The 17,432-nt window shown below is 72.7% G+C and carries 18 protein-coding genes; 5 read left to right on the top strand and 13 right to left on the bottom strand.

Annotated elements, in window-relative coordinates:
- Nucleotides 1-154: 154 nt before the first annotated feature.
- The 4 genes from ACIBIW_RS14730 to ACIBIW_RS14715 all read right to left on the bottom strand — a co-directional run bounded on the left by ACIBIW_RS14730 (nucleotide 155) and on the right by ACIBIW_RS14715 (nucleotide 5,300).
- Nucleotides 155-2,686 carry an ATP-binding protein gene (locus tag ACIBIW_RS14730; RefSeq protein ID WP_399335823.1) on the bottom strand — a complete coding sequence of 844 codons (2,532 nt, stop codon included), beginning with the start codon at nucleotides 2,684-2,686 and terminating at the stop codon, nucleotides 155-157.
- A 276-nt stretch (nucleotides 2,687-2,962) separates the two neighbouring features.
- Entirely contained in the window at nucleotides 2,963-3,286 is a 324-nt protein-coding gene (locus ACIBIW_RS14725) for an STAS domain-containing protein (protein WP_399335821.1), read from the bottom strand.
- 242 nt (nucleotides 3,287-3,528) lie between these two features.
- The gene (locus ACIBIW_RS14720) at nucleotides 3,529-4,377 is read right to left on the bottom strand and encodes a 3-hydroxyacyl-CoA dehydrogenase family protein (protein ID WP_399335819.1); all 849 of its coding nucleotides are present in this window, start codon (nucleotides 4,375-4,377) and stop codon (nucleotides 3,529-3,531) included.
- A gap of 257 nt (nucleotides 4,378-4,634) precedes the next feature.
- Entirely contained in the window at nucleotides 4,635-5,300 is a 666-nt protein-coding gene (locus ACIBIW_RS14715; RefSeq protein ID WP_399335817.1) for a TetR/AcrR family transcriptional regulator, read from the bottom strand.
- A 133-nt stretch (nucleotides 5,301-5,433) separates the two neighbouring features.
- Here ACIBIW_RS14715 and ACIBIW_RS14710 point away from each other — a divergent pair, with 133 nt between their 5' ends.
- The 3 genes from ACIBIW_RS14710 to ACIBIW_RS14700 are packed head-to-tail and all read left to right on the top strand — an operon-like array spanning nucleotide 5,434 to nucleotide 7,603.
- Entirely contained in the window at nucleotides 5,434-6,216 is a 783-nt protein-coding gene (locus ACIBIW_RS14710; protein WP_399335815.1) for an ABC transporter ATP-binding protein, read from the top strand.
- A 45-nt stretch (nucleotides 6,217-6,261) separates the two neighbouring features.
- A complete protein-coding gene (locus ACIBIW_RS14705; RefSeq protein WP_399335813.1) occupies nucleotides 6,262-7,017 on the top strand; it encodes an ABC transporter permease in 756 nt (251 codons plus the stop codon).
- Nucleotides 7,018-7,030: 13 nt separating this feature from the next.
- Complete coding sequence (locus ACIBIW_RS14700) at nucleotides 7,031-7,603, top strand: cob(I)yrinic acid a,c-diamide adenosyltransferase (protein WP_399335811.1); 573 nt, start codon at nucleotides 7,031-7,033, stop codon at nucleotides 7,601-7,603.
- Nucleotides 7,604-7,645: 42 nt separating this feature from the next.
- On the opposite strand, the gene ACIBIW_RS14695 is transcribed toward ACIBIW_RS14700, so the two are convergent.
- The gene (locus ACIBIW_RS14695) at nucleotides 7,646-8,221 is read right to left on the bottom strand and encodes a hypothetical protein (protein WP_399335809.1); all 576 of its coding nucleotides are present in this window, start codon (nucleotides 8,219-8,221) and stop codon (nucleotides 7,646-7,648) included.
- Between the two features lie 159 nt (nucleotides 8,222-8,380).
- Between ACIBIW_RS14695 and ACIBIW_RS14690 the strand changes: the two genes are divergently transcribed.
- Nucleotides 8,381-9,676: a sensor histidine kinase gene (locus tag ACIBIW_RS14690; protein WP_399335807.1), complete on the top strand. Its 1,296-nt coding sequence runs from the start codon at nucleotides 8,381-8,383 to the stop codon at nucleotides 9,674-9,676.
- Nucleotides 9,673-10,332: a response regulator gene (locus ACIBIW_RS14685; RefSeq protein ID WP_399335805.1), complete on the top strand. Its 660-nt coding sequence runs from the start codon at nucleotides 9,673-9,675 to the stop codon at nucleotides 10,330-10,332. Before ACIBIW_RS14690 ends, ACIBIW_RS14685 begins: the two co-directional genes overlap by 4 nt.
- Before the next feature lie 98 nt (nucleotides 10,333-10,430).
- Here ACIBIW_RS14685 and ACIBIW_RS14680 read toward each other — a convergent pair whose 3' ends face one another.
- The 8 genes from ACIBIW_RS14680 to atpE all read right to left on the bottom strand — a co-directional run bounded on the left by ACIBIW_RS14680 (nucleotide 10,431) and on the right by atpE (nucleotide 17,413).
- Entirely contained in the window at nucleotides 10,431-10,895 is a 465-nt protein-coding gene (locus ACIBIW_RS14680) for a DUF2550 domain-containing protein (RefSeq protein ID WP_399335803.1), read from the bottom strand.
- A gap of 192 nt (nucleotides 10,896-11,087) precedes the next feature.
- Nucleotides 11,088-11,462 carry a F0F1 ATP synthase subunit epsilon gene (locus ACIBIW_RS14675; protein WP_399335801.1) on the bottom strand — a complete coding sequence of 125 codons (375 nt, stop codon included), beginning with the start codon at nucleotides 11,460-11,462 and terminating at the stop codon, nucleotides 11,088-11,090.
- 118 nt (nucleotides 11,463-11,580) lie between these two features.
- Nucleotides 11,581-13,023 (bottom strand): F0F1 ATP synthase subunit beta, encoded by a 1,443-nt coding sequence (gene atpD / locus ACIBIW_RS14670; RefSeq protein ID WP_399335799.1) that lies wholly within the window; start codon nucleotides 13,021-13,023, stop codon nucleotides 11,581-11,583.
- A complete protein-coding gene (locus tag ACIBIW_RS14665; protein WP_399335797.1) occupies nucleotides 13,023-13,979 on the bottom strand; it encodes a F0F1 ATP synthase subunit gamma in 957 nt (318 codons plus the stop codon). The genes atpD and ACIBIW_RS14665 overlap by 1 nt, the downstream gene beginning before the upstream one ends.
- Nucleotides 13,980-13,999: 20 nt before the next feature.
- Complete coding sequence (gene atpA, locus ACIBIW_RS14660) at nucleotides 14,000-15,589, bottom strand: F0F1 ATP synthase subunit alpha (RefSeq protein WP_399335795.1); 1,590 nt, start codon at nucleotides 15,587-15,589, stop codon at nucleotides 14,000-14,002.
- A gap of 144 nt (nucleotides 15,590-15,733) precedes the next feature.
- Nucleotides 15,734-16,555 carry a F0F1 ATP synthase subunit delta gene (locus ACIBIW_RS14655; RefSeq protein ID WP_399335793.1) on the bottom strand — a complete coding sequence of 274 codons (822 nt, stop codon included), beginning with the start codon at nucleotides 16,553-16,555 and terminating at the stop codon, nucleotides 15,734-15,736.
- Nucleotides 16,552-17,124: a F0F1 ATP synthase subunit B gene (locus tag ACIBIW_RS14650; RefSeq protein WP_399335791.1), complete on the bottom strand. Its 573-nt coding sequence runs from the start codon at nucleotides 17,122-17,124 to the stop codon at nucleotides 16,552-16,554. Before ACIBIW_RS14650 ends, ACIBIW_RS14655 begins: the two co-directional genes overlap by 4 nt.
- Nucleotides 17,125-17,170: 46 nt before the next feature.
- Nucleotides 17,171-17,413 carry an ATP synthase F0 subunit C gene (atpE, locus tag ACIBIW_RS14645; protein ID WP_399335789.1) on the bottom strand — a complete coding sequence of 81 codons (243 nt, stop codon included), beginning with the start codon at nucleotides 17,411-17,413 and terminating at the stop codon, nucleotides 17,171-17,173.
- Between the last annotated feature and the right edge of the window lie 19 nt (nucleotides 17,414-17,432).

Below are 17,432 nucleotides of genomic sequence, written 5' to 3'. Positions count from 1 at the left end.
CGCCCCGGCCCTGCACACCCCGGCCCGGGGGGCCAGCTCGCCCCACACGCGGGGGCTTTTCCCCCCGCCCCCCCCCCGCGGGGGCGGGGGCCCCGGGGGGGGGGGGGGGGCCCCCCGGGCCCCCCCGCGCCGCCGCTGTGCGTGCCTCCGGCCGCTACCGGACCGCCGCCGTCGCGGTGTCGTCGGACCCGACGGGCGCCGTCTGGGAGGCCGTGTCCGCGTCGGAACTCGGCGGGTCCGAGGGCTCGTCGGTGGGCGAGCCGGGGTCGGTGGGCTCGTCGGAGTCGGGCGGGGGCGACGTCGGGTCGTCGGGGGGCGGGCTGTCGGGGTCCGAGGGCGGCTTCGAGGTGTGGTGGGACGGCGGCTTCGACGACGGCCCCGAGGAGTGGTGCGAGCCGCCGGACGAGCCGCCCGAGCCGTGCCGGGAGCCGCCGCCGCTGCCGCTCTCCTCGTCCCCCGGCGCGGTGGAGCCCCCCGACGTGCTCGCGCTCGGCGAGTCCGAGGGCTCCTTGCGGTGCTTGGGCTTCTTGGACGTGCTGGGGCTGGCGCTGGTGTCGTGCGGCGGGTCGGCCGCGCTCGCGCCGCCCTCGTCGTCGTCGTCGCTGACGGACGGCGAGGTGCCGACGTGGTCCGAGGGGGTGTCGCTGTCGGAGGTCGCCCCGAGGGTCACCACCGTGCCGAGCACGGCCGCGAGCACGGCGCCCGCCCCGGCCGAGACCAGGTTGCGCCGAGTGGTCCTGATCCGCCTGCGGTGCTTCAGCGGCGGCTCCTCGGCGGGCCCCTGCCCGTCGCCCGGCGCCCTGGCGACGAGGGTCGCGGGCCCTTCGTCCGCGGCGGCGGGCGCCTCGGCCGCGTCCAGCGCGTCGAAGGCGGCCACGGCGGCGGCAGCGGCGGCCGGGGTGAGCGACGTCGGCGGCTGCGGGGCCTGGGGCACCGCCGGGGCGGGGACCGGAAGGGCGGGCCCGTCGGCGGGCGGCGGTGCGGCCACGGCGGGCAGGCCGAGCGGCGGTGTGACGCCCGGCAGGTCGCCCGAGCGGTCCTCGACGAGGGCGAGCGCCCTGCGGCCCGCGACGGTGCCGCGGCGGTCGGCGAGGGCGCCGCGCAGCCCGATGGAGGCTTCGAGTTCGGCGCGCGCCCGGTCAAGTCGGCCCAAGCAGAGCGCGAGCACGCCGAGTTCATGGTGGAAGTACGCCTCCTGGGCCACCTCACCGGTGAGCCGCGCGGCCTCCTGCCCCGCGCGCAGCGCACGCTCCCAGGAGCCGAAGTCGAGCCCGGCGGCGAGCGCGGGCGCCGCGGTGCGGGCCAGCTTCACGGCCAGTTCGCCCGCGGTGCCCCCGCCGTCCTGGGCGGCGGCCGTGGCCCGTACCACCAGGGCGGCGAGCGCGGCGAGCAGCGCGTCGGACTGGGCCAGCACCTGGGTGGAGGCGACCGCCTGGTGCCCGGCCCACCAGGCGTAGTGCCCGCCCGCGGCCTCAAGAAGCTCCGCGCTCCCGGCGGCGGTGACGAACCTGGCGGCCTCAAGTTCCGCCTGCACACCGTGCGCGAGCCGGTAGCGGCCGCCCACGGGGGTGATCAGGGCGCACTGGAGGAGTTCCGCGAGCGCGTTCTCGGCGTGCGGGTCGTCGACGAGGGCGGGGAGCTGCGCCTGGTGCGGCACCTCGCCGCCGAGCGCGACGGCGAGGCGGAGCACCGCGCGCGCCGACTCGCCGAGCCCGGCGGCGAGCAGCACGGCGGGCGCGGACACGTCGGCGACGGACGGCAGCGGCGGCGCGGGCTCCCCCGGCGCGGCGTCGGGTCCTGTGGCGCCGCGCAGCAGCGCCCCGGCGCGCACGAAGCGCACGGGCAGGCCGCCGGACTCGAACCAGAGGTCACCGGCCCACTGGGTCTCGTCGTCGGTGAGGGGGCGTCCTGTGGCGCGGCCGAGCAGGTCGAGGCTGCCGCCGCGGCTGAGCCCGGCGAGGAAGACCTCTTCGAGCTGGGCCTCGGGCGAGGGCCCGGGCACGTCGGGGGTGCAGGCGACGATGAAGGCGCACTCAGGGGTGGCGTCGAGGAGTTCGTCGAGGGTGTCGCCGCCGAACTCCAGGTCGTCGACGACGACGATGGCGCCCACGGTGTCGAGCTGCCCCGCCATGTCCTCGGGCGCGGGGCGGTGGTCCTCGGCGCGGTAAACGGTGCGGTACAGCTCGTACAGCAGTTCCCTGGGGGTGCGGCGATGGCCGCTCAGGCGCACCACGCCGTCGGGGGCGAAGCCCACGCAGTCGTCGGCGACGGCGTCGAGGAGCGCGGAGCGCCCGGCGCCCGCGAGCCCGGTCAGGCGCACGGAGCGGCCGCGGGCGAGGAGCCTGACGACGCGCCCGCGCTCCTCCTGCCGGTCGAGCAGCGGCAGCGGCGCGAGGGCGGCCCCGGGGCGCACGGCGCGGCCCGCGCCGCCGAGTTCGGCGCGCTCCGCGGCGGAGTACCTGGCGGCGGGCGACGCGGGGCGGCGGGTCGGCGGGCAGGGCTCGACCTCGCTGCCGTCGACGGGGTTGACGGTGACGAGGAGGTCGCCCGACACCACCTGGACGACGCGGGCGGGCGCGGGACCGCCGGGCGCGGGGGCGTCGGGTTCGGGGAGGCCCACGGGGCGGGGGCCCTGCTCGGGTCCCTGGGTGTCGTAGCCTTCGGGTCCCCGGTTCTTCGGGTCCATGGTCCATACTCCCCAAAGCGGTGTGTGCGGGGCCGCCGCGGGCCTGGCACACCGTGCTGGTTGCTTTCTGCGGTTCCGGGGCGTCGAGTAACGGCCCCCGCACAGTAGTCCTTTGGCCGGTGCTCCGGAACAGCCGGGGTGCCCGCGGCCCGACACGTCACGGTCTCGGCCGATCCCGCCCCGTCGCCCCGGTCGCCCCCGCTTTCCGTCCGCTCGCGCCGTTTGCCCGGGTAGGGCGCGCGGTGTCCCGGCCGCCCCCGTTGCGCCGCGACAGTGTCACACCCGGGGCAGGGTCTCCAGCCGGATTCCGCCCTCGATGGCGAGGATGCGGTGCAGCCTGGTCGCCACCAGCAGCCGGCGCATCTGGGGCGGCACACCGCGCAGCACCAGGCGGCGGCCGCAGCGTCCCGCCCTGCGGTGGGCGCCCATGATGACACCGAGCCCGGTGGCGTCCCAGGAGTCGAGTTCGGTCAGGTCGAGCACGAGGTCACCGACGCCGTCGTCGATGGCCGAGTGCAGGGCCGTACGGGCGTCCGCCGCGCTGTGGACGTCGAGGCGGCCCCCGACGACCAGCTCGGCGTGGTCGCCCCTGATGTGCATATGCGCTCCCGAGAGTGCGTCGGTCCCGTGTCGTCAGTGCGGCACGCGTATGTCGGGTGGGTGTCGTCCGTGTGGCGAGCGGTGGGTGTGACGTCCGTTCATGTCACTGCACCTGACTGCCGCCCGGGCGGATACGTTTCTGGTTGTAAGCGAACCGATATCGAAATCGCCCCTGGGGGTGACCGCGTGGGCCGGGCCCAGGGCCCCGTGGGGGTTACACGGCATCGGCGCGCCGCTGGTGGTCAGTGCTCGTAGAACCCCTGCCCGCTCTTGCGGCCGATGTCACCGGCGTCAACCATCCGGCGCATCAGCTCGGGCGGGGCGAACTTCTCGTCCTGGGTCTCGGTGTAGATGTTCTCGGCGGCGTGCAGCAGGATGTCGACCCCGGTGAGGTCGGCGGTGGCGAGCGGGCCCATGGTGTGCCCGAAGCCGAGGCGGCACGCCAGGTCGATGTCCTCGGCGGTGGCGACACCCGACTCGTGCAGCCTGGCGGCCTCCACCACGAGCGCCGTGATGAGGCGGGTGGTGACGAACCCGGCGACGTCGCGGTTGACGACGACGCAGGTCTTGCCGATGGACTCGGCGAACTCCCGTGCGGTGGCGAGGGTTTCGTCGCTGGTCTTGTGGCCGCGCACGAGTTCGCACAGCGCCATCATGGGGACCGGTGAGAAGAAGTGGGTGCCGACCACGCGCTCGGGGTGCGAGGTGCCCGCCGCGATCTTGGTGATGGGGATCGCGGAGGTGTTGGAGGCCAGCACGGTGCCGGGGCCGACGAGGGTGTCGAGGTCGCGGAAGATGCCGAGCTTCACGTCGAGCCGCTCGAAGACGGCCTCCACGACGATGTCGGCGTCGGCGGCGGCGCCGAGGTCGGTGGTGGGGGTGATCCTGGCGAGCGCGGCGTCCGCCTCGTCCGCCGTCATCCGCTCCTTGCCCACGAACTTGCCGTAGGACGCCTCGATGGCACCGCGGCCGCGGGCGAGCGCCTCGTCGGTGACGTCGCGCAGGACGACGTCCCAGCCCGCCGCCGCCGACACCTGGGCGATGCCCGAGCCCATGAGTCCCGCTCCGATGACGGCGAGCTTGCGTGCCACTGTCCGACTCCTTTGTCGTGTGTGCCCTGCGGCGCGCGCCCGTGCCGCGCTCCGCGTGCGCCGGGGCGGCGGACGGCGTGCACGGGCGTGTCGCCTTGCCCCGGGACCCTAGCCTTTGAGCGGGCGTTGTGGGGGCCGAGGAGATGCGTGTCACGTCTCACATGACGGACTTCACATCCCCGACCGGCACTTGGGACCGGGGGGCCGGGCGGTCCCGGGCGTGGCGCCGCGGGGGCGCGCCGCCCACCGCCGTGTCATCAGCCGCCGCGTACCGCGTAGTTCAGTACGCGCTCGCTCAGCAGGTCCTCGATCGCGTCGAGCACTTCGAGCGCGCCCCTGGAGACCACCGCGGGATCGCCGAGCCGCACCATCTCGCGGCCGATGGTGCCCATCGCCGTCTCGTGCACCCAGTTGATCTGCCCCGCCATCAGCGCGGGCAGCGGGTCGTCGGGCGCGGCGCCGGTCTCCTCGCGGAGGGTGGCCTCCAGGTTCTCCCGCACCGTCTGCTGGACGGCCCACAGCCGGGAGCGCAGCGCGGCGGAGCCGTGCACCACCCGCATGAAGCGGTCGTAGCCCGCCATCAGGCCGACCCGCGGGGACACCGCCTCCACCTCGTCGCGCAGCTCGCGCAGCACCGCGCGGGCGGCGGACTCCCCGGTGTCGCGGCCGCGCACCCAGCGCGAGAGGCGGTCGACGACGCCCGACATCCGGTCGAGGAACAGGTCCTCCTTGGCCGGGAAGTAGTTGTAGACGGTGTTCACGGACACGTCGGCGGCCTGGGCGACCTCGGCGACGGTGACCGCGTCGAAGCCGCGTTCAAGGAACAGGCCCGTGGCCACATCGGAGATGTACTGCCTGGTCCGCCGCTTCTTGCGCTCCCGCAGGCCCCCTTCCTCCGGGGCACCTTCGCCGCTCGCCGCCACTCCTCACACCCTCCCTGCCGTACTCCGCGGGGGCGCGGGCCGTGCGCCGCCCGGCCCGATCCTACCCGTCGATGGGGACCCTACATTTTTGGTGGCATTGCAATTTTTAAGTCGCTCTGTTTTTCTGTGGGGCATGGCAGTCATCACCACCAGCGGCCTGAGCCGCACCTTCCGCACCAAGGCGGGCCCCGTCGACGCGGTCCGCGGCATCGACCTGTCCGTCGCCGAGGGCGAGATCGTGGGCCTCCTCGGGCCCAACGGCGCCGGCAAGACCACCACCCTGCGGATGCTCACCACACTGCTGCGGCCCACCGCGGGCCACGCCACCGTCGCCGGGCACGACCTGCTGCGCGACCCCCAGGGCGTGCGCGCCCGCATCGGCTACGTGGCCCAGTCGGGCGGCCTCGACCCCCATGTCGAGGTCCGCGAGGAGCTGGTCACCCAGGGCCGCCTCTACCGGCTGAGCGCCGACACGGCCGCCGCCCGCGCCGAGGAACTGGCCGCCGACCTCGACCTCACCGCACTGCTCGGCCGCCCGACCGCGGCTCTCTCCGGCGGCCAGCGCCGCCGCCTCGACATCGCGCTCGGCCTCGTCCACCGCCCGCGGGTGCTCTTCCTCGACGAGCCCACCACGGGGCTCGACCCCGCGGCCCGCGCGGCCCTGTGGGACCTGGTGCGCGCCCTGCGCGACGGGCACGGCGCCACCGTCTGCCTGACCACGCACTACCTGGACGAGGCCGACGCGCTCTGCGACCGCATCGTCGTCATCGACAAGGGCGTGGTGGCCGCCGAGGGCGGCCCCGCCGCGCTCAAGCTCCGCTACGGCGGCTCCCTCGACGCCACCCTCCAGGACACCTACCTCGCCCTCACGGGACACGGCCCCGCACCGGCCGACGCCGCCCCGCTCGCGGTCTGACCACCGCACTCCCCCGTCCGCCCACCACCCAGGGAAACGCCCGCCATGTCCGCACTCGCCGCCGACACCGCCCTCATCTTCCGGCGGTACGCCCGCCAGACCCTCCGCTCCCGCTTCCAGATGCTCTTCGGCATCCTGATGCCGCTGCTCTACCTGCTCTTCTTCGGGCCGCTGCTCACCGGCCTCCCGCTCGGCTCGCGGGGCAGCTCCTGGCAGGTGCTCGTCCCCGGGCTGCTGCTCCAACTGGCGCTGTTCGGCGCCTCGTTCGCCGGTTTCGGCATCATCATCGAGAAGAACCTGGGCGTCATGGAGCGGATGCGGGTGACGCCCGTGAGCCGCACCGCCCTGCTGCTCGGCAGGGCGCTGCGCGACACCCTGCTCTTCGTCGGCCAGTCGGTGCTGCTCGTCCTCGTCGCGCTGCCGATGGGGCTGCGCGCCCCGCTCCCCGGCGTCCTGCTCGGCTTCGTCTTCGTGGCGCTGCTCGCGCTCGCGCTGGCGTCGCTCTCGTACACGCTCGCCTTCCGCGCCCGCACCCCGCAGGAGTTCGGCCCGGTCGTCAACGCGGTCACCATGCCGTCGATGCTGCTTTCCGGGCTGATGCTGCCGATGGCCCTGGCGCCCGGCTGGCTCGACACGCTCTCCCACTTCATGCCGCTGCGGTACTTCGCCGACGCGGTACGGGACGGCTACACCGGGCACTACGCCACCGCCGCCATGCTCTACGGCCTGCTCGCGGCCGTGGCGCTCGCCGCGCTCGCGCTCGCGGCCGGCGCGCGCGTCATCCGGCGCACCGAGGCATAACTACCCTTGCCCCATGGTCAGACTCACCCGCATCTACACCAGGACAGGCGACCGGGGCACCACCAACCTCGGCGACATGAGCCGGGTCCCCAAGACGGACCTCAGGATCGCCGCGTACGCCGACGCCAACGAGGCCAACGCCGCCATCGGCACCGCGCTCGCGCTCGGCGGACTGCCCGAGGACATGGCGCAGGTCCTCACCCGCGTCCAGAACGACCTCTTCGACGTCGGCGCCGACCTGTGCACCCCCGTGGTGCCCGACCCGGAGTTCCCGCCGCTGCGGGTCGAGCAGGCGTACGTGGACCGTCTTGAGGCGGACTGCGACGAGTACAACGAGCGGCTGACGAAGCTCAGCAGCTTCATCCTGCCCGGCGGCACCCCGGGCGCCGCGCTGCTGCACCAGGCGTGCACGGTGGTGCGGCGCGCCGAGCGGTCCACCTGGGCGGCGCTCGACGCGCACGCCGACAGCATGAACGAGCTGACCGCCACCTATCTCAACCGCCTCTCCGACCTGCTGTTCATCCTGGCCAGGGCGGCGAACGGGGAGCGCGGCGACGTGCTGTGGGTGCCCGGCGGGGAGCGCTGAGCGCCGGGACGGCCACGGGGCCCGGGGCCCGTCCCTGCCGTGTCAGCGGACCCCGGGCCCCGTCCCCGCCCCGGCCGCCTTCGCGGCCTTCTCCTTCTTCGGCCAGATGACGTACGTGGCGGCGATCACCGCGTGCAGCCCCAGGGCGCGCAGCGCCACCCACTGCCAGTTCCGCAGCGACGAGGTGTCCCCGGCGCCGCCCACGTACCAGATCGCCGCCTGGAGCAGCGCGCAGGCGACGGCCGCGCCCAGCAGGGTGCGCAGCCAGAGCACGCCCTCGTGCCTGGCCCTCGCCATGCCGTACCTGGGCGGCTTCACCGGCTCGGGCCCGCCCGCGAAGCGGTGGCGCACCTTCCCGTCGAGCCAGCGCACCGTGTAGTGCCCGTACGCCACCGTGTAGCCGATGTAGAGCGCCGCGAGCCCGTGCCTCCAGTCCGGCGCGGCGCCGTTCCTCAGGTCCACCGCGGTGGCGACGAGCAGCACCACCTCCATGACCGGCTCGCACAGCAGCACGGCCGCGCCGGTGCGCCGCAGCCCCGCCCCGTACCGCAGGAAGAGGCCCAGGGCGAGCAGGACCCAGAACGCGACCTCACAGGCGATGACCAGTCCCACGACCACGGCCGACTCCTTCCGTCCGGCCTCAAGACTGCCGCCGGGGCCACGCCCGGCGCGTCGTCGCCCGAGACGAGAGCCCGCTGCATCCTTCGATGTAGCGGGCGCCGGCGCCTCCTCTCCTTGGACAAGAGGCGGGCGGCGCCACGGTGCTTGGATGGGACCATGCCGTCCCCGCCCCCGCGCCCGCATCCGCACGACGCGCTGATCGCAGCCGCCGGGCTGCTCGGCGGGCTGCTGCTGTGGTCGCTCGGACTGCACACCCAGGAGTACGGGCCGCTGGGCGCGGCCTGGTCGCTGCCGCCGCTGCTGCTGATCGCGCTGCTCGAACTGGTCCGCAGGACGCGGCCGCGCGCCGCGGTGCTCGGCGGCACCGCCGCGGTCGTCTTCGACCAGGTCACCCCCGGCAACCTCGGCACGATCCTGATGTTCACCGACCTGCTGTACGCGGGCGTGCTCTACGGGAGCCCCGGGCAGGCCCGCCGGATGCCGCTGGTGACGGGGCTGATCACCATGGCGGTCACGGTCGGCTCGCTGATCTGGCTCAGGGACCCGCAGGCGCTGCTGATCGGCGTCCTCACGGGCCTCGTCTGCTGGGCGCCCACCACCACGGGGGCGCTGCTGCGCGGGCACCGGGAGGCCGCCGACGCGGCGCGGCTGCGCGCGGAACAGACCGCGCTGCTCGCCGAGATGGACCGGGCCCAGGCGGTGAGCGCCGAGCGCGCCAGGATGGCGCGTGAGCTGCACGACATGGTGGCGAACCACCTGTCGGCCATCGCCATCCACGCCACCGCCGCGCTCTCCCTCGACAAACCGGCCACCACCCGGCAGGCCCTCTCGGTGATCCGGGAGAACAGCGTGGAGGGGCTCGCGGACATGCGACGTCTTATCGGGCTGCTGCGCGACTCTGGAGAGGCGGGCGAGGCGCCCACGGCGGCCCCCACACTCGACGGCCTCGGCGCGCTCGCCGAGCAGGCGAGGGCGGGCGGCCTCGACGTACGCGTGGCCGACGGCAGGCCCTCGGGGCCCGCGGCGAAGCTCCCGGCGCCGGTCGATCTCGCCGCGTACCGGATCGTGCAGGAGTCCCTGACCAACGCCCTCAAGCACGCCTCCCCCGGCACCGTCACCGTGTCGCTGCGGCAGCGCCCCGGGGCGCTGGTGGTCCGGGTGACCAGCCCACTCGGCCGCCGTGACGGGCCACGGGCGCCGGGCGCGGGCGCGGGCCTCATCGGGATGCGGGAGCGGGTGGAACTGCTCGACGGCACCTTCACCGCGGGCCCCGAGCGGGCCACCGCAGACGAAGCAGAGGAAGCAGACCAAGCAGGCGAAGGAGAAGAAGGGGGCGGAGGGGCCGAAGAGGCTGGCGAAGGCGGCGGGGACGGCAAGGTGTGGCGGGTGTGCGCAGAACTGCCGACGGACACGGCCGGGCGCGGCGGGCCCCGGCGGACGGGAGCGTCATGACCATCCGGGTACTGGTCGCGGAGGACCAGTCGGCGGTGCGCGCGGGCCTCGTACTGATCCTGGGCAGCGCCGACGACATCGAGGTGGTGGGCGAGGCCGAGGACGGCGAGCGGGCCGTGTCCCTCGCCCGCGGGCTCCGCCCCGACCTGGTGCTGATGGACATCCAGATGCCGCGGCTCGACGGGGTGTCCGCGACCCGGGCGGTGGTGGCGGAGGGGCTTGCGGACGTCCTCGTACTGACCACGTTCGACCTGGACGAGTACGTCTTCGGGGCGCTGCGCGCGGGCGCGTCGGGCTTCCTGCTGAAGAACGCGGAGGCCGGCGAGCTGCTGGCGGCGGTGCGCACGGTGGCACGCGGCGAGGGGCTGATCGCCCCGGCGGTCACCCGCAGGCTCATCAGGGAGTTCGCCACGGCGCCCGCACCGCCGCGGGGCCACGCCCCGCCCCCGCCGGAGCCCGCGGAGCTGGCCGCCCTGACCCGCAGGGAGCGTCAGGTCCTCTCGTGCCTCGGCCGCGGCATGTCCAACGCCGACATCGCGGCACATCTGAGCATGGCGGAGGCCACCGTGAAGACCCACGTCAGCAGAATCCTCAGCAAACTGAACCTACGAAGCAGACTCCAGGCAGCGGTACTGGCCCAGGAACAGGGCATTTGACACCGTGATCGGGTGGGCGGGTGGGCAAAAACGCCAGAGCAACCCCAACGCACCCGCACAGAAGAATCACGCCAGCCAAGCATCACGCCAGCCAGATCTCACGCGACGTTGACCCGCTGCCCAGGCGGCGCAGCCTCAAGCCACGCCAGAAACCCCGTCAACGCATCCTCGCTCATGGCAAGTTCAAGCGGCGTCCCCCGATGAAGACAACTGAGAACCATCGCATCGGAGAGCAACGCCAACTCCTCCTCACCCGCGGGCCGCCGCCGCCCCGCCACCTCGATCGCACCGCGCTCCAGCACCCTGCGCGGCCGGGGCGCGTACGAGAAGACCCGGAACCACTCGACACGGTCGCCGTTGTAGCGTGCCACCCCGTAGCCCCAGCCCTTGCCGCTGGTGTCGGGCGGCGCCCCCGCCCCCGTCGGGACCGTGTCCCAGCGCAGGCTACAGTCGAACGTTCCGCCCGAGCGCTGGATGAGCCTGCGGCGCAGCCCCAGCACGAAGAGGCCCAGTACCGCCAGCACCACCACCGCGATACCGCACACCAGCAAAGCGAGGATCATCGGCACCGACCTCCTCGCCTCTCTGGTACCTCATCGGTAACGGGACAATTCGATTTGATCCAGCATTGCCGCAGCCGCGGCCGGGTCCGGATGCTCCGGTCCCGGCCGCGGCTGAGGCTGGCCGTGCCGCCTTGGCCTTCGCCTGGTGGGAAGGTCAGGACGGCACGGCCAGGGTCTCGCTCCGCGCGGGTGTCAGTGCACTGCCACCGCCCGCAGTCGTACGTCGGCGCGCCGCTCGGCGGACGCGTCCGCGTCGGACTTGGCCCGTTCGAGTGCCCGCTCCGCGCGCTTGACGTCGATCTCGTCGGACAGCTCCGCGATCTCGGCGAGCAGCGACAGCTTGTCGTCGGCGAACGACACGAAGCCGCCGTGCACCGCGGCGACCACGGTGCCGCCGCCGGTCGTGCGAATGGTCACGGGGCCCGATTCCAGCACACCGAGCAGCGGCTGGTGTCCTGGCATGACGCCGATGTCGCCCGATGTGGTGCGCGCGACGACCAGGGTGGCCTCGCCCGACCAGACCTGGCGGTCGGCTGCGACCAGCTCGACATGCAGCTCTGCTGCCAAAGGGGGCTCCTCGGGTCGGCACCCGGCGGCGGCCGGGTGTTGTGTCGGATTCTAGTGGCCCGTCGCCGGACCGGTGGACGGGGGCCCACCGGGGTCCCCGTCCGCGCGCGGCGCCGGGTCAGGAGACGCCCAGCTCCTTGGCGTTGTTCTTCAGGTCCTCAAGGCCACCGCACATGAAGAACGCCTGCTCCGGGAAGTGGTCGTACTCGCCGTCGCAGATAGCGTTGAACGCGGCGATCGACTCGTCGAGCGGCACGTCGGACCCGTCGACGCCGGTGAACTGCTTGGCGACGTGGGTGTTCTGCGACAGGAAGCGCTCGACTCGGCGGGCGCGGAAGACGGTGAGCTTGTCCTCCTCGCCCAGCTCGTCGATGCCGAGGATGGAGATGATGTCCTGGAGGTCCTTGTACTTTTGCAGGATCGTCTTCACGCGCATCGCGGCGTTGTAGTGGTCCTGCGAGATGTAGCGCGGGTCCAGGATGCGGGAGGTGGAGTCCAGCGGGTCCACCGCGGGGTAGATGCCCTTCTCCGAGATCGGCCGGGAGAGCACCGTCGTCGCGTCGAGGTGCGCGAAGGTGGTCGCCGGGGCCGGGTCGGTGAGGTCGTCGGCGGGGACGTAGATCGCCTGCATGGAGGTGATCGAGTGGCCGCGGGTGGAGGTGATGCGCTCCTGGAGGAGGCCCATCTCGTCGGCCAGGTTGGGCTGGTAGCCCACCGCGGAGGGCATGCGGCCGAGCAGCGTGGAGACCTCGGAGCCCGCCTGGGTGAAGCGGAAGATGTTGTCGATGAAGAACAGCACGTCCTGCTTCTGCACATCGCGGAAGTACTCGGCCATGGTGAGGCCGGCCAGCGCGACGCGGAGCCTGGTGCCCGGGGGCTCGTCCATCTGGCCGAAGACCAGGGCGGTCTTGTCGATGACGCCGGACTCGGACATCTCGTCGATGAGGTCGTTGCCCTCACGGGTGCGCTCACCGACGCCGGCGAACACGGAGACGCCGTCGTGGTTGTTGGCGACGCGGTAGATCATCTCCTGGATGAGCACCGTCTTGCCGACGCCCGCACCGCCGAACAGGCCGATCTTGCCGCCCCTGACGTAGGGGGTGAGCAGGTCGATGACCTTGATGCCGGTCTCGAACATCTCGGTCTTCGACTCAAGCTGGTCGAAGGAGGGCGCCTTGCGGTGGATGGACCACCGCTCGCCGATGTTGGCGTTCTCCTCGGGGACGTTCAGCACCTCGCCGATGGTGTTGAACACCTTGCCCTTGGTGAAGTCGCCCACGGGCACGGTGATGCCGTCACCGGTGTCGGTCACCGCGGCCTGGCGTACCAGTCCGTCGGTGGGCTGCATGGAGATGGCGCGCACCAGGCCCTCGCCGAGGTGCTGCGCGACCTCCAGGGTCAGCGTCTTGCGCTCGCCCGCGTTGGCCGGGTCGTCGACCTCGACCTGGAGCGCGTTGTAGATGTCGGGCATGGCGTCGACGGGGAACTCCACGTCGACGACCGGGCCGATGACCCGGGCGACGCGGCCCGTGGCGACGGCCGTCTCAACTGCGGTGGTCATTACTTGTCACTCCCCGCGTTCGCGTCGGCCAGGGCGCTGGAGCCACCGACGATCTCGCTGATTTCCTGGGTGATTTCGGCCTGCCGGGCCCCGTTGGCGAGCCGGGAGAGGGTGTTGATGAGGTCCCCGGCGTTGTCGGTCGCCGCCTTCATCGCGCGGCGGGTGGCCGCGTGCTTGGAGGCTGCCGACTGGAGCAGTGCGTTGTAGACCCGGGCCTCGACATAGCGCGGCAGCAGGGCGTCGAGGACGTCCTCGGCCGATGGCTCGAACTCGTAGAGCGGCATGAGCTGGCCCTTGGAGGCGGCCTGCCCGGCCCCCTCGCCGTCCGCGGCGCCGCCGTTCGCGGACGCGGAGACCGCGTCGAGGCTGAGCGGCAGCAGCCGCTCGTCCTTGGGCGTCTGGGTCAGCATGGAGACGAACTCGGTGTAGACGATGTGCAGCTCGTCCACGCCGCCCTCGTCGGTCGCCTGGCGGATGGCCTCGATGAGCGGGTCGGCCACCTGCTTGGCGTCCTGGTACGACGGGTCGTCGGTGAAGCCCGCCCAGGAGTCCGCGATCTTCTGCTCGCGGAACTGGTAGTAGGCGACACCCTTGCGACCGACGATGTACGTGGTCACGTCCTTGCCGTCGCCGCGCAGCCGCCCGGTCAGCTCCTCCGCCTTCTTGATGGCGTTGGAGTTGTAGCCACCGGCGAGTCCCCGGTCGCTGGTGAGCAGCAGCACCGCGGCGCGGGCGGGCCGCTCGACCTCCGTGGTCAGCGGGTGCTGGGTGTTGGAGCCGGTCGCCACCGCCGTGACCGCGCGTGTCAGCTCGGTCGCGTAGGGCGTGGAGGCGTTCACCTTGCGCTGCGCCTTGACGATGCGCGAGGCGGCGATCATCTCCATCGCCCGGGTGATCTTCTTGGTCGCGGTGACGGACCGGATGCGACGCTTGTAGACCCGGAGCTGCGCTCCCATGAGTCAGGTCCCTTCCGTGGTCACTTCGCGGCGGCGGGGGTGTCGTCGCCGAGGAGCTTTCCTTCGGAGGTCTCGAACGTCCGCCTGAACGTGTCGACCGTGTCGGAGAGCTTCTGGATGGTGTCGTCGGACATCTTGGCGCCCTCGACGATGGACGTGAGGAGCGGCTTCTGCTCGCGGTGCATGTAGTCGAGCAGCTCCCGCTCGAAGCGGCTGATGTCCTCGACCGGGACGTCGTCCATCTTGCCGTTGGTGCCGGTCCAGATGGAGACGACCTGGTCCTCGGTCGGGTACGGCGCGTACTGGGCCTGCTTGAGCAGTTCCACCATGCGCTGGCCGCGGCCGAGCTGTGCCTTGGAGGCGGCGTCCAGGTCGGAGCCGAAGGCGGCGAACGCCTCAAGCTCGCGGAACTGGGCGAGGTCCACGCGCAGCCGGCCCGAGACCTGGCGGATCGCCTTGTGCTGGGCGGAGCCGCCGACCCGGGAGACCGAGATGCCGACGTTCAGCGCGGGGCGTACGCCCGCGTTGAACAGGTCGGACTCAAGGAAGCACTGCCCGTCGGTGATGGAGATCACATTGGTCGGGATGAACGCGGAGACGTCGTTGGCCTTGGTCTCGACGATCGGCAGGCCCGTCATCGAGCCCGCGCCCATGTCGTCGGAGAGCTTGGCGCAGCGCTCAAGCAGCCGGGAGTGCAGGTAGAAGACGTCGCCGGGGTACGCCTCGCGGCCCGGCGGGCGGCGCAGCAGCAGGGAGACGGCGCGGTAGGCGTCGGCCTGCTTGGAGAGGTCGTCGAAGATGATCAGGACGTGCTTGCCCTGGTACATCCAGTGCTGGCCGATGGCGGAGCCGGTGTAGGGCGCGAGGTACTTGAAGCCCGCGGGGTCGGACGCCGGGGCGGCCACGATGGTGGTGTACTCCAGCGCGCCGGCCTCTTCGAGGGCGCCGCGCACGGAGGCGACGGTGGAGCCCTTCTGGCCGATGGCGACGTAGATGCAGCGGACCTGCTTCGCAGGGTCGCCGGTGCGCCAGTTGTCACGCTGGTTGATGATCGTGTCGACGGCGAGCGCGGTCTTGCCGGTCTGGCGGTCGCCGATGATGAGCTGCCGCTGGCCGCGGCCGATCGGCACCATGGAGTCGACGGCCTTGTAACCGGTCTCCATGGGCTCGTGCACCGACTTGCGCTGCATGACGGTGGGCGCCTGGAGTTCGAGGGCGCGGCGGCCCTCGGTCTCGATGTCGCCGAGGCCGTCGATGGGGTTGCCGAGGGGGTCGACGACGCGGCCGAGGTAGCCCTCGCCCACGGCGACCGACAGCACCTCGCCGGTGCGGGTGACCGGCTGGCCCTCCTCGACGCCGCTGAACTCGCCGAGGACGATGGCGCCGATCTCGCGCTCTTCGAGGTTGAGCGCGAGGCCGAGGGTGCCGTCCTCGAACTTCAGCAGTTCATTGGCCATGGCCGAGGGCAGTCCCTCGACCCTCGCGATGCCGTCTCCGGCCAGCGTGACCGTGCCGACCTCCTCGCGCGAGGCCGCGTCCGGCTTGTACGACTGGACGAAGTTCTCCAGTGCGTCCCGGATCTCCTCCGGCCGGATCGTGAGCTCCGCCATCTGGATTCCCTGCTCTCCTTGTTGGGCCCGAAGTTTCCTTGGGGGATCTGGGTTTTGCCCGATGGCGGCTCCGCCGCAGGCCCCAGAGACATGTGTCCTTGGCTCGGCCCAACGCGGGCCGTGGTACTGCTCGTGTGGAGTTGGTCAGCCGGCCAGGCGGCGGCTCGCCTCGTCGACGCGGTCGGCGATGCTGCCGTTGATGACCTCGTCGCCGACCTGCACCCTGATGCCGCCGAGTACTTCCGGGTCCACGTCGAGATTGAGGTGCATGGCCCGGCCGTAGAGCTTGGCGAGCGCGGCGCCGAGGCGCTGCTTCTGCTGGTCGCTCAGGGGCACCGCCGTGGTGACGACGGCGACCACACGGTCGCGGCGCTCCGCGGCGAGCCGGGACAGCGCATCGAGTCCCGCCTCCAGGCTACGTCCCCGCGGCTGCGTCACAAGACGCACGACGAGGCGCTCGGTGACGGGTTTGGCGCGGCCCTCAAGCAGCTCCCGCACCAGGTTGCCCTTGGCGGCCTCGGTGGCGGTGCGGTCGGTGAGCGCGGAGCGCAGCCCGGCGTTGGCGGCGACGATCCGGCCGAACCGGAACAGCTCGTCCTCGACGCTGTGGAGGCTGCCGTCACGCTGGGCGACCGTGAGGTCCGCGATCTGGGCCAGTTCCTCCAGCGCGTCCACCAGGTCGCGGGAGCGCGACCAGCGCGAGCGCGCCATGCCGGCGACCAGGTCGACGGTGGCCCCGCCGACCTGCCCGCCGAGCAGCCTGCCGACCAGGTCGGCCTTGGCCTCGGCGGGCTGCGCCGGGTCGGTGAGCACCCGGCGCAGCGCGACCTCGCGGTTGAACAGCGCGGTGACGGAGGCCAGCTCGTCGGCGAGGACGGCCGGGTTCGCGGGCGTGCTGTCCACGAGGGCGTCGAACCGCTCGCGGGCGGCGGAGAGCGCCTCGCGGCTCGCACCTGTCGCGGTCATCGGGCGGCCCCGGCGTCCGCGGCGTCGTTCGCCTCGGCCTTCGTCTCAAGCTCGTCGAGGAACCGGTCGACGGTGCGGCTCTGGCGGGCGTGGTCCTCAAGGGACTCGCCGACGATGCGGCCCGCGAGTTCGACGGCGAGTCTGCCGACGTCCTGGCGGAGGGTCTGCGCCGCGGCCTTGCGGTCGGCCTCGATCTGGGCGTGTCCGGCCGCGACGATCTCGTCGCGCTGGCGCTGGCCCTCCGCGCGCATCTCGGCGATGAGCGCGGCGCCCTGCTCCTGCGCCTCCTGGCGCAGCGACGAGGCAGCGTGCCGGGCCTCGGCGAGCTGGGCCTTGTACTGCTCCAGCACGCTCTGGGCCTCGGTCTTGGCGGCCTCGGCCTGTTCCATGCCCCCTTCGATCTTCTCGCGACGCTCTTCCAGCACCTCGTTGATGCGCGGGAGCAGCTTCTTGTAGAAGACGAAGAAGACGATGGCGAAGGCGAGGGCCCCGACGACCAGTTCGGGCCAGGCCGGGACGAGCGGGTTCTGCTCCTCCTCGGCCGCGATGGCGACCAGGTTGGCGATCACATCAGTGCCTTTCGTCGAGATGCGTCAGCAAGCGTCGATGCGTCGATTACTTGCCGAACACGAACGGCATCACGATGCCGATGAGGGCCAGGGCCTCACAGAAGGCGAAGCCGAGGATCTGGTTGGCGCGGATCAGACCGGCGGCCTCGGGCTGGCGGGCGAGGGCCTGGGTGCCGTTGCCGAAGACGATGCCGACGCCGATGCCGGGGCCGATCGCGGCGAGGCCGTAGCCGATGGAGCCCAGCGAGCCGGTGATGTCGGTGGCGGCGAGGGTCTGGAGAGCGGACATGCCGGTTCTTCCTTCTCTT

The sequence above is a fragment of the Streptomyces sp. NPDC050560 genome, assembly GCF_044457285.1.
Classification (GTDB): Bacteria; Actinomycetota; Actinomycetes; order Streptomycetales; family Streptomycetaceae; genus Streptomyces.
Note: the sequence above shows the minus strand (reverse complement) of the source record. Positions and strands in the feature narration are given on the sequence as shown.

Excerpts from the sequence above, each read along its gene's own strand:
- ACIBIW_RS14665 (WP_399335797.1), bottom strand. The coding sequence starts at position 13,979 with ATGGGAGCGCAGCTCCGGGTCTACAAGCGTCGCATCCGGTCCGTCACC.
- ACIBIW_RS14655 (WP_399335793.1), bottom strand. The coding sequence starts at position 16,555 with ATGACCGCGACAGGTGCGAGCCGCGAGGCGCTCTCCGCCGCCCGCGAG.
- ACIBIW_RS14680 (WP_399335803.1), bottom strand. The coding sequence starts at position 10,895 with ATGATCCTCGCTTTGCTGGTGTGCGGTATCGCGGTGGTGGTGCTGGCG.
- ACIBIW_RS14685 (WP_399335805.1), top strand. The coding sequence starts at position 9,673 with ATGACCATCCGGGTACTGGTCGCGGAGGACCAGTCGGCGGTGCGCGCG.
- atpD (WP_399335799.1), bottom strand. The coding sequence starts at position 13,023 with ATGACCACCGCAGTTGAGACGGCCGTCGCCACGGGCCGCGTCGCCCGG.
- atpA (WP_399335795.1), bottom strand. The coding sequence starts at position 15,589 with ATGGCGGAGCTCACGATCCGGCCGGAGGAGATCCGGGACGCACTGGAG.
- ACIBIW_RS14705 (WP_399335813.1), top strand. The coding sequence starts at position 6,262 with ATGTCCGCACTCGCCGCCGACACCGCCCTCATCTTCCGGCGGTACGCC.
- atpE (WP_399335789.1), bottom strand. The coding sequence starts at position 17,413 with ATGTCCGCTCTCCAGACCCTCGCCGCCACCGACATCACCGGCTCGCTG.
- ACIBIW_RS14700 (WP_399335811.1), top strand. The coding sequence starts at position 7,031 with ATGGTCAGACTCACCCGCATCTACACCAGGACAGGCGACCGGGGCACC.
- ACIBIW_RS14730 (WP_399335823.1), bottom strand. The coding sequence starts at position 2,686 with ATGGACCCGAAGAACCGGGGACCCGAAGGCTACGACACCCAGGGACCC.
- ACIBIW_RS14710 (WP_399335815.1), top strand. The coding sequence starts at position 5,434 with ATGGCAGTCATCACCACCAGCGGCCTGAGCCGCACCTTCCGCACCAAG.
- ACIBIW_RS14725 (WP_399335821.1), bottom strand. The coding sequence starts at position 3,286 with ATGCACATCAGGGGCGACCACGCCGAGCTGGTCGTCGGGGGCCGCCTC.
- ACIBIW_RS14690 (WP_399335807.1), top strand. The coding sequence starts at position 8,381 with ATGCCGTCCCCGCCCCCGCGCCCGCATCCGCACGACGCGCTGATCGCA.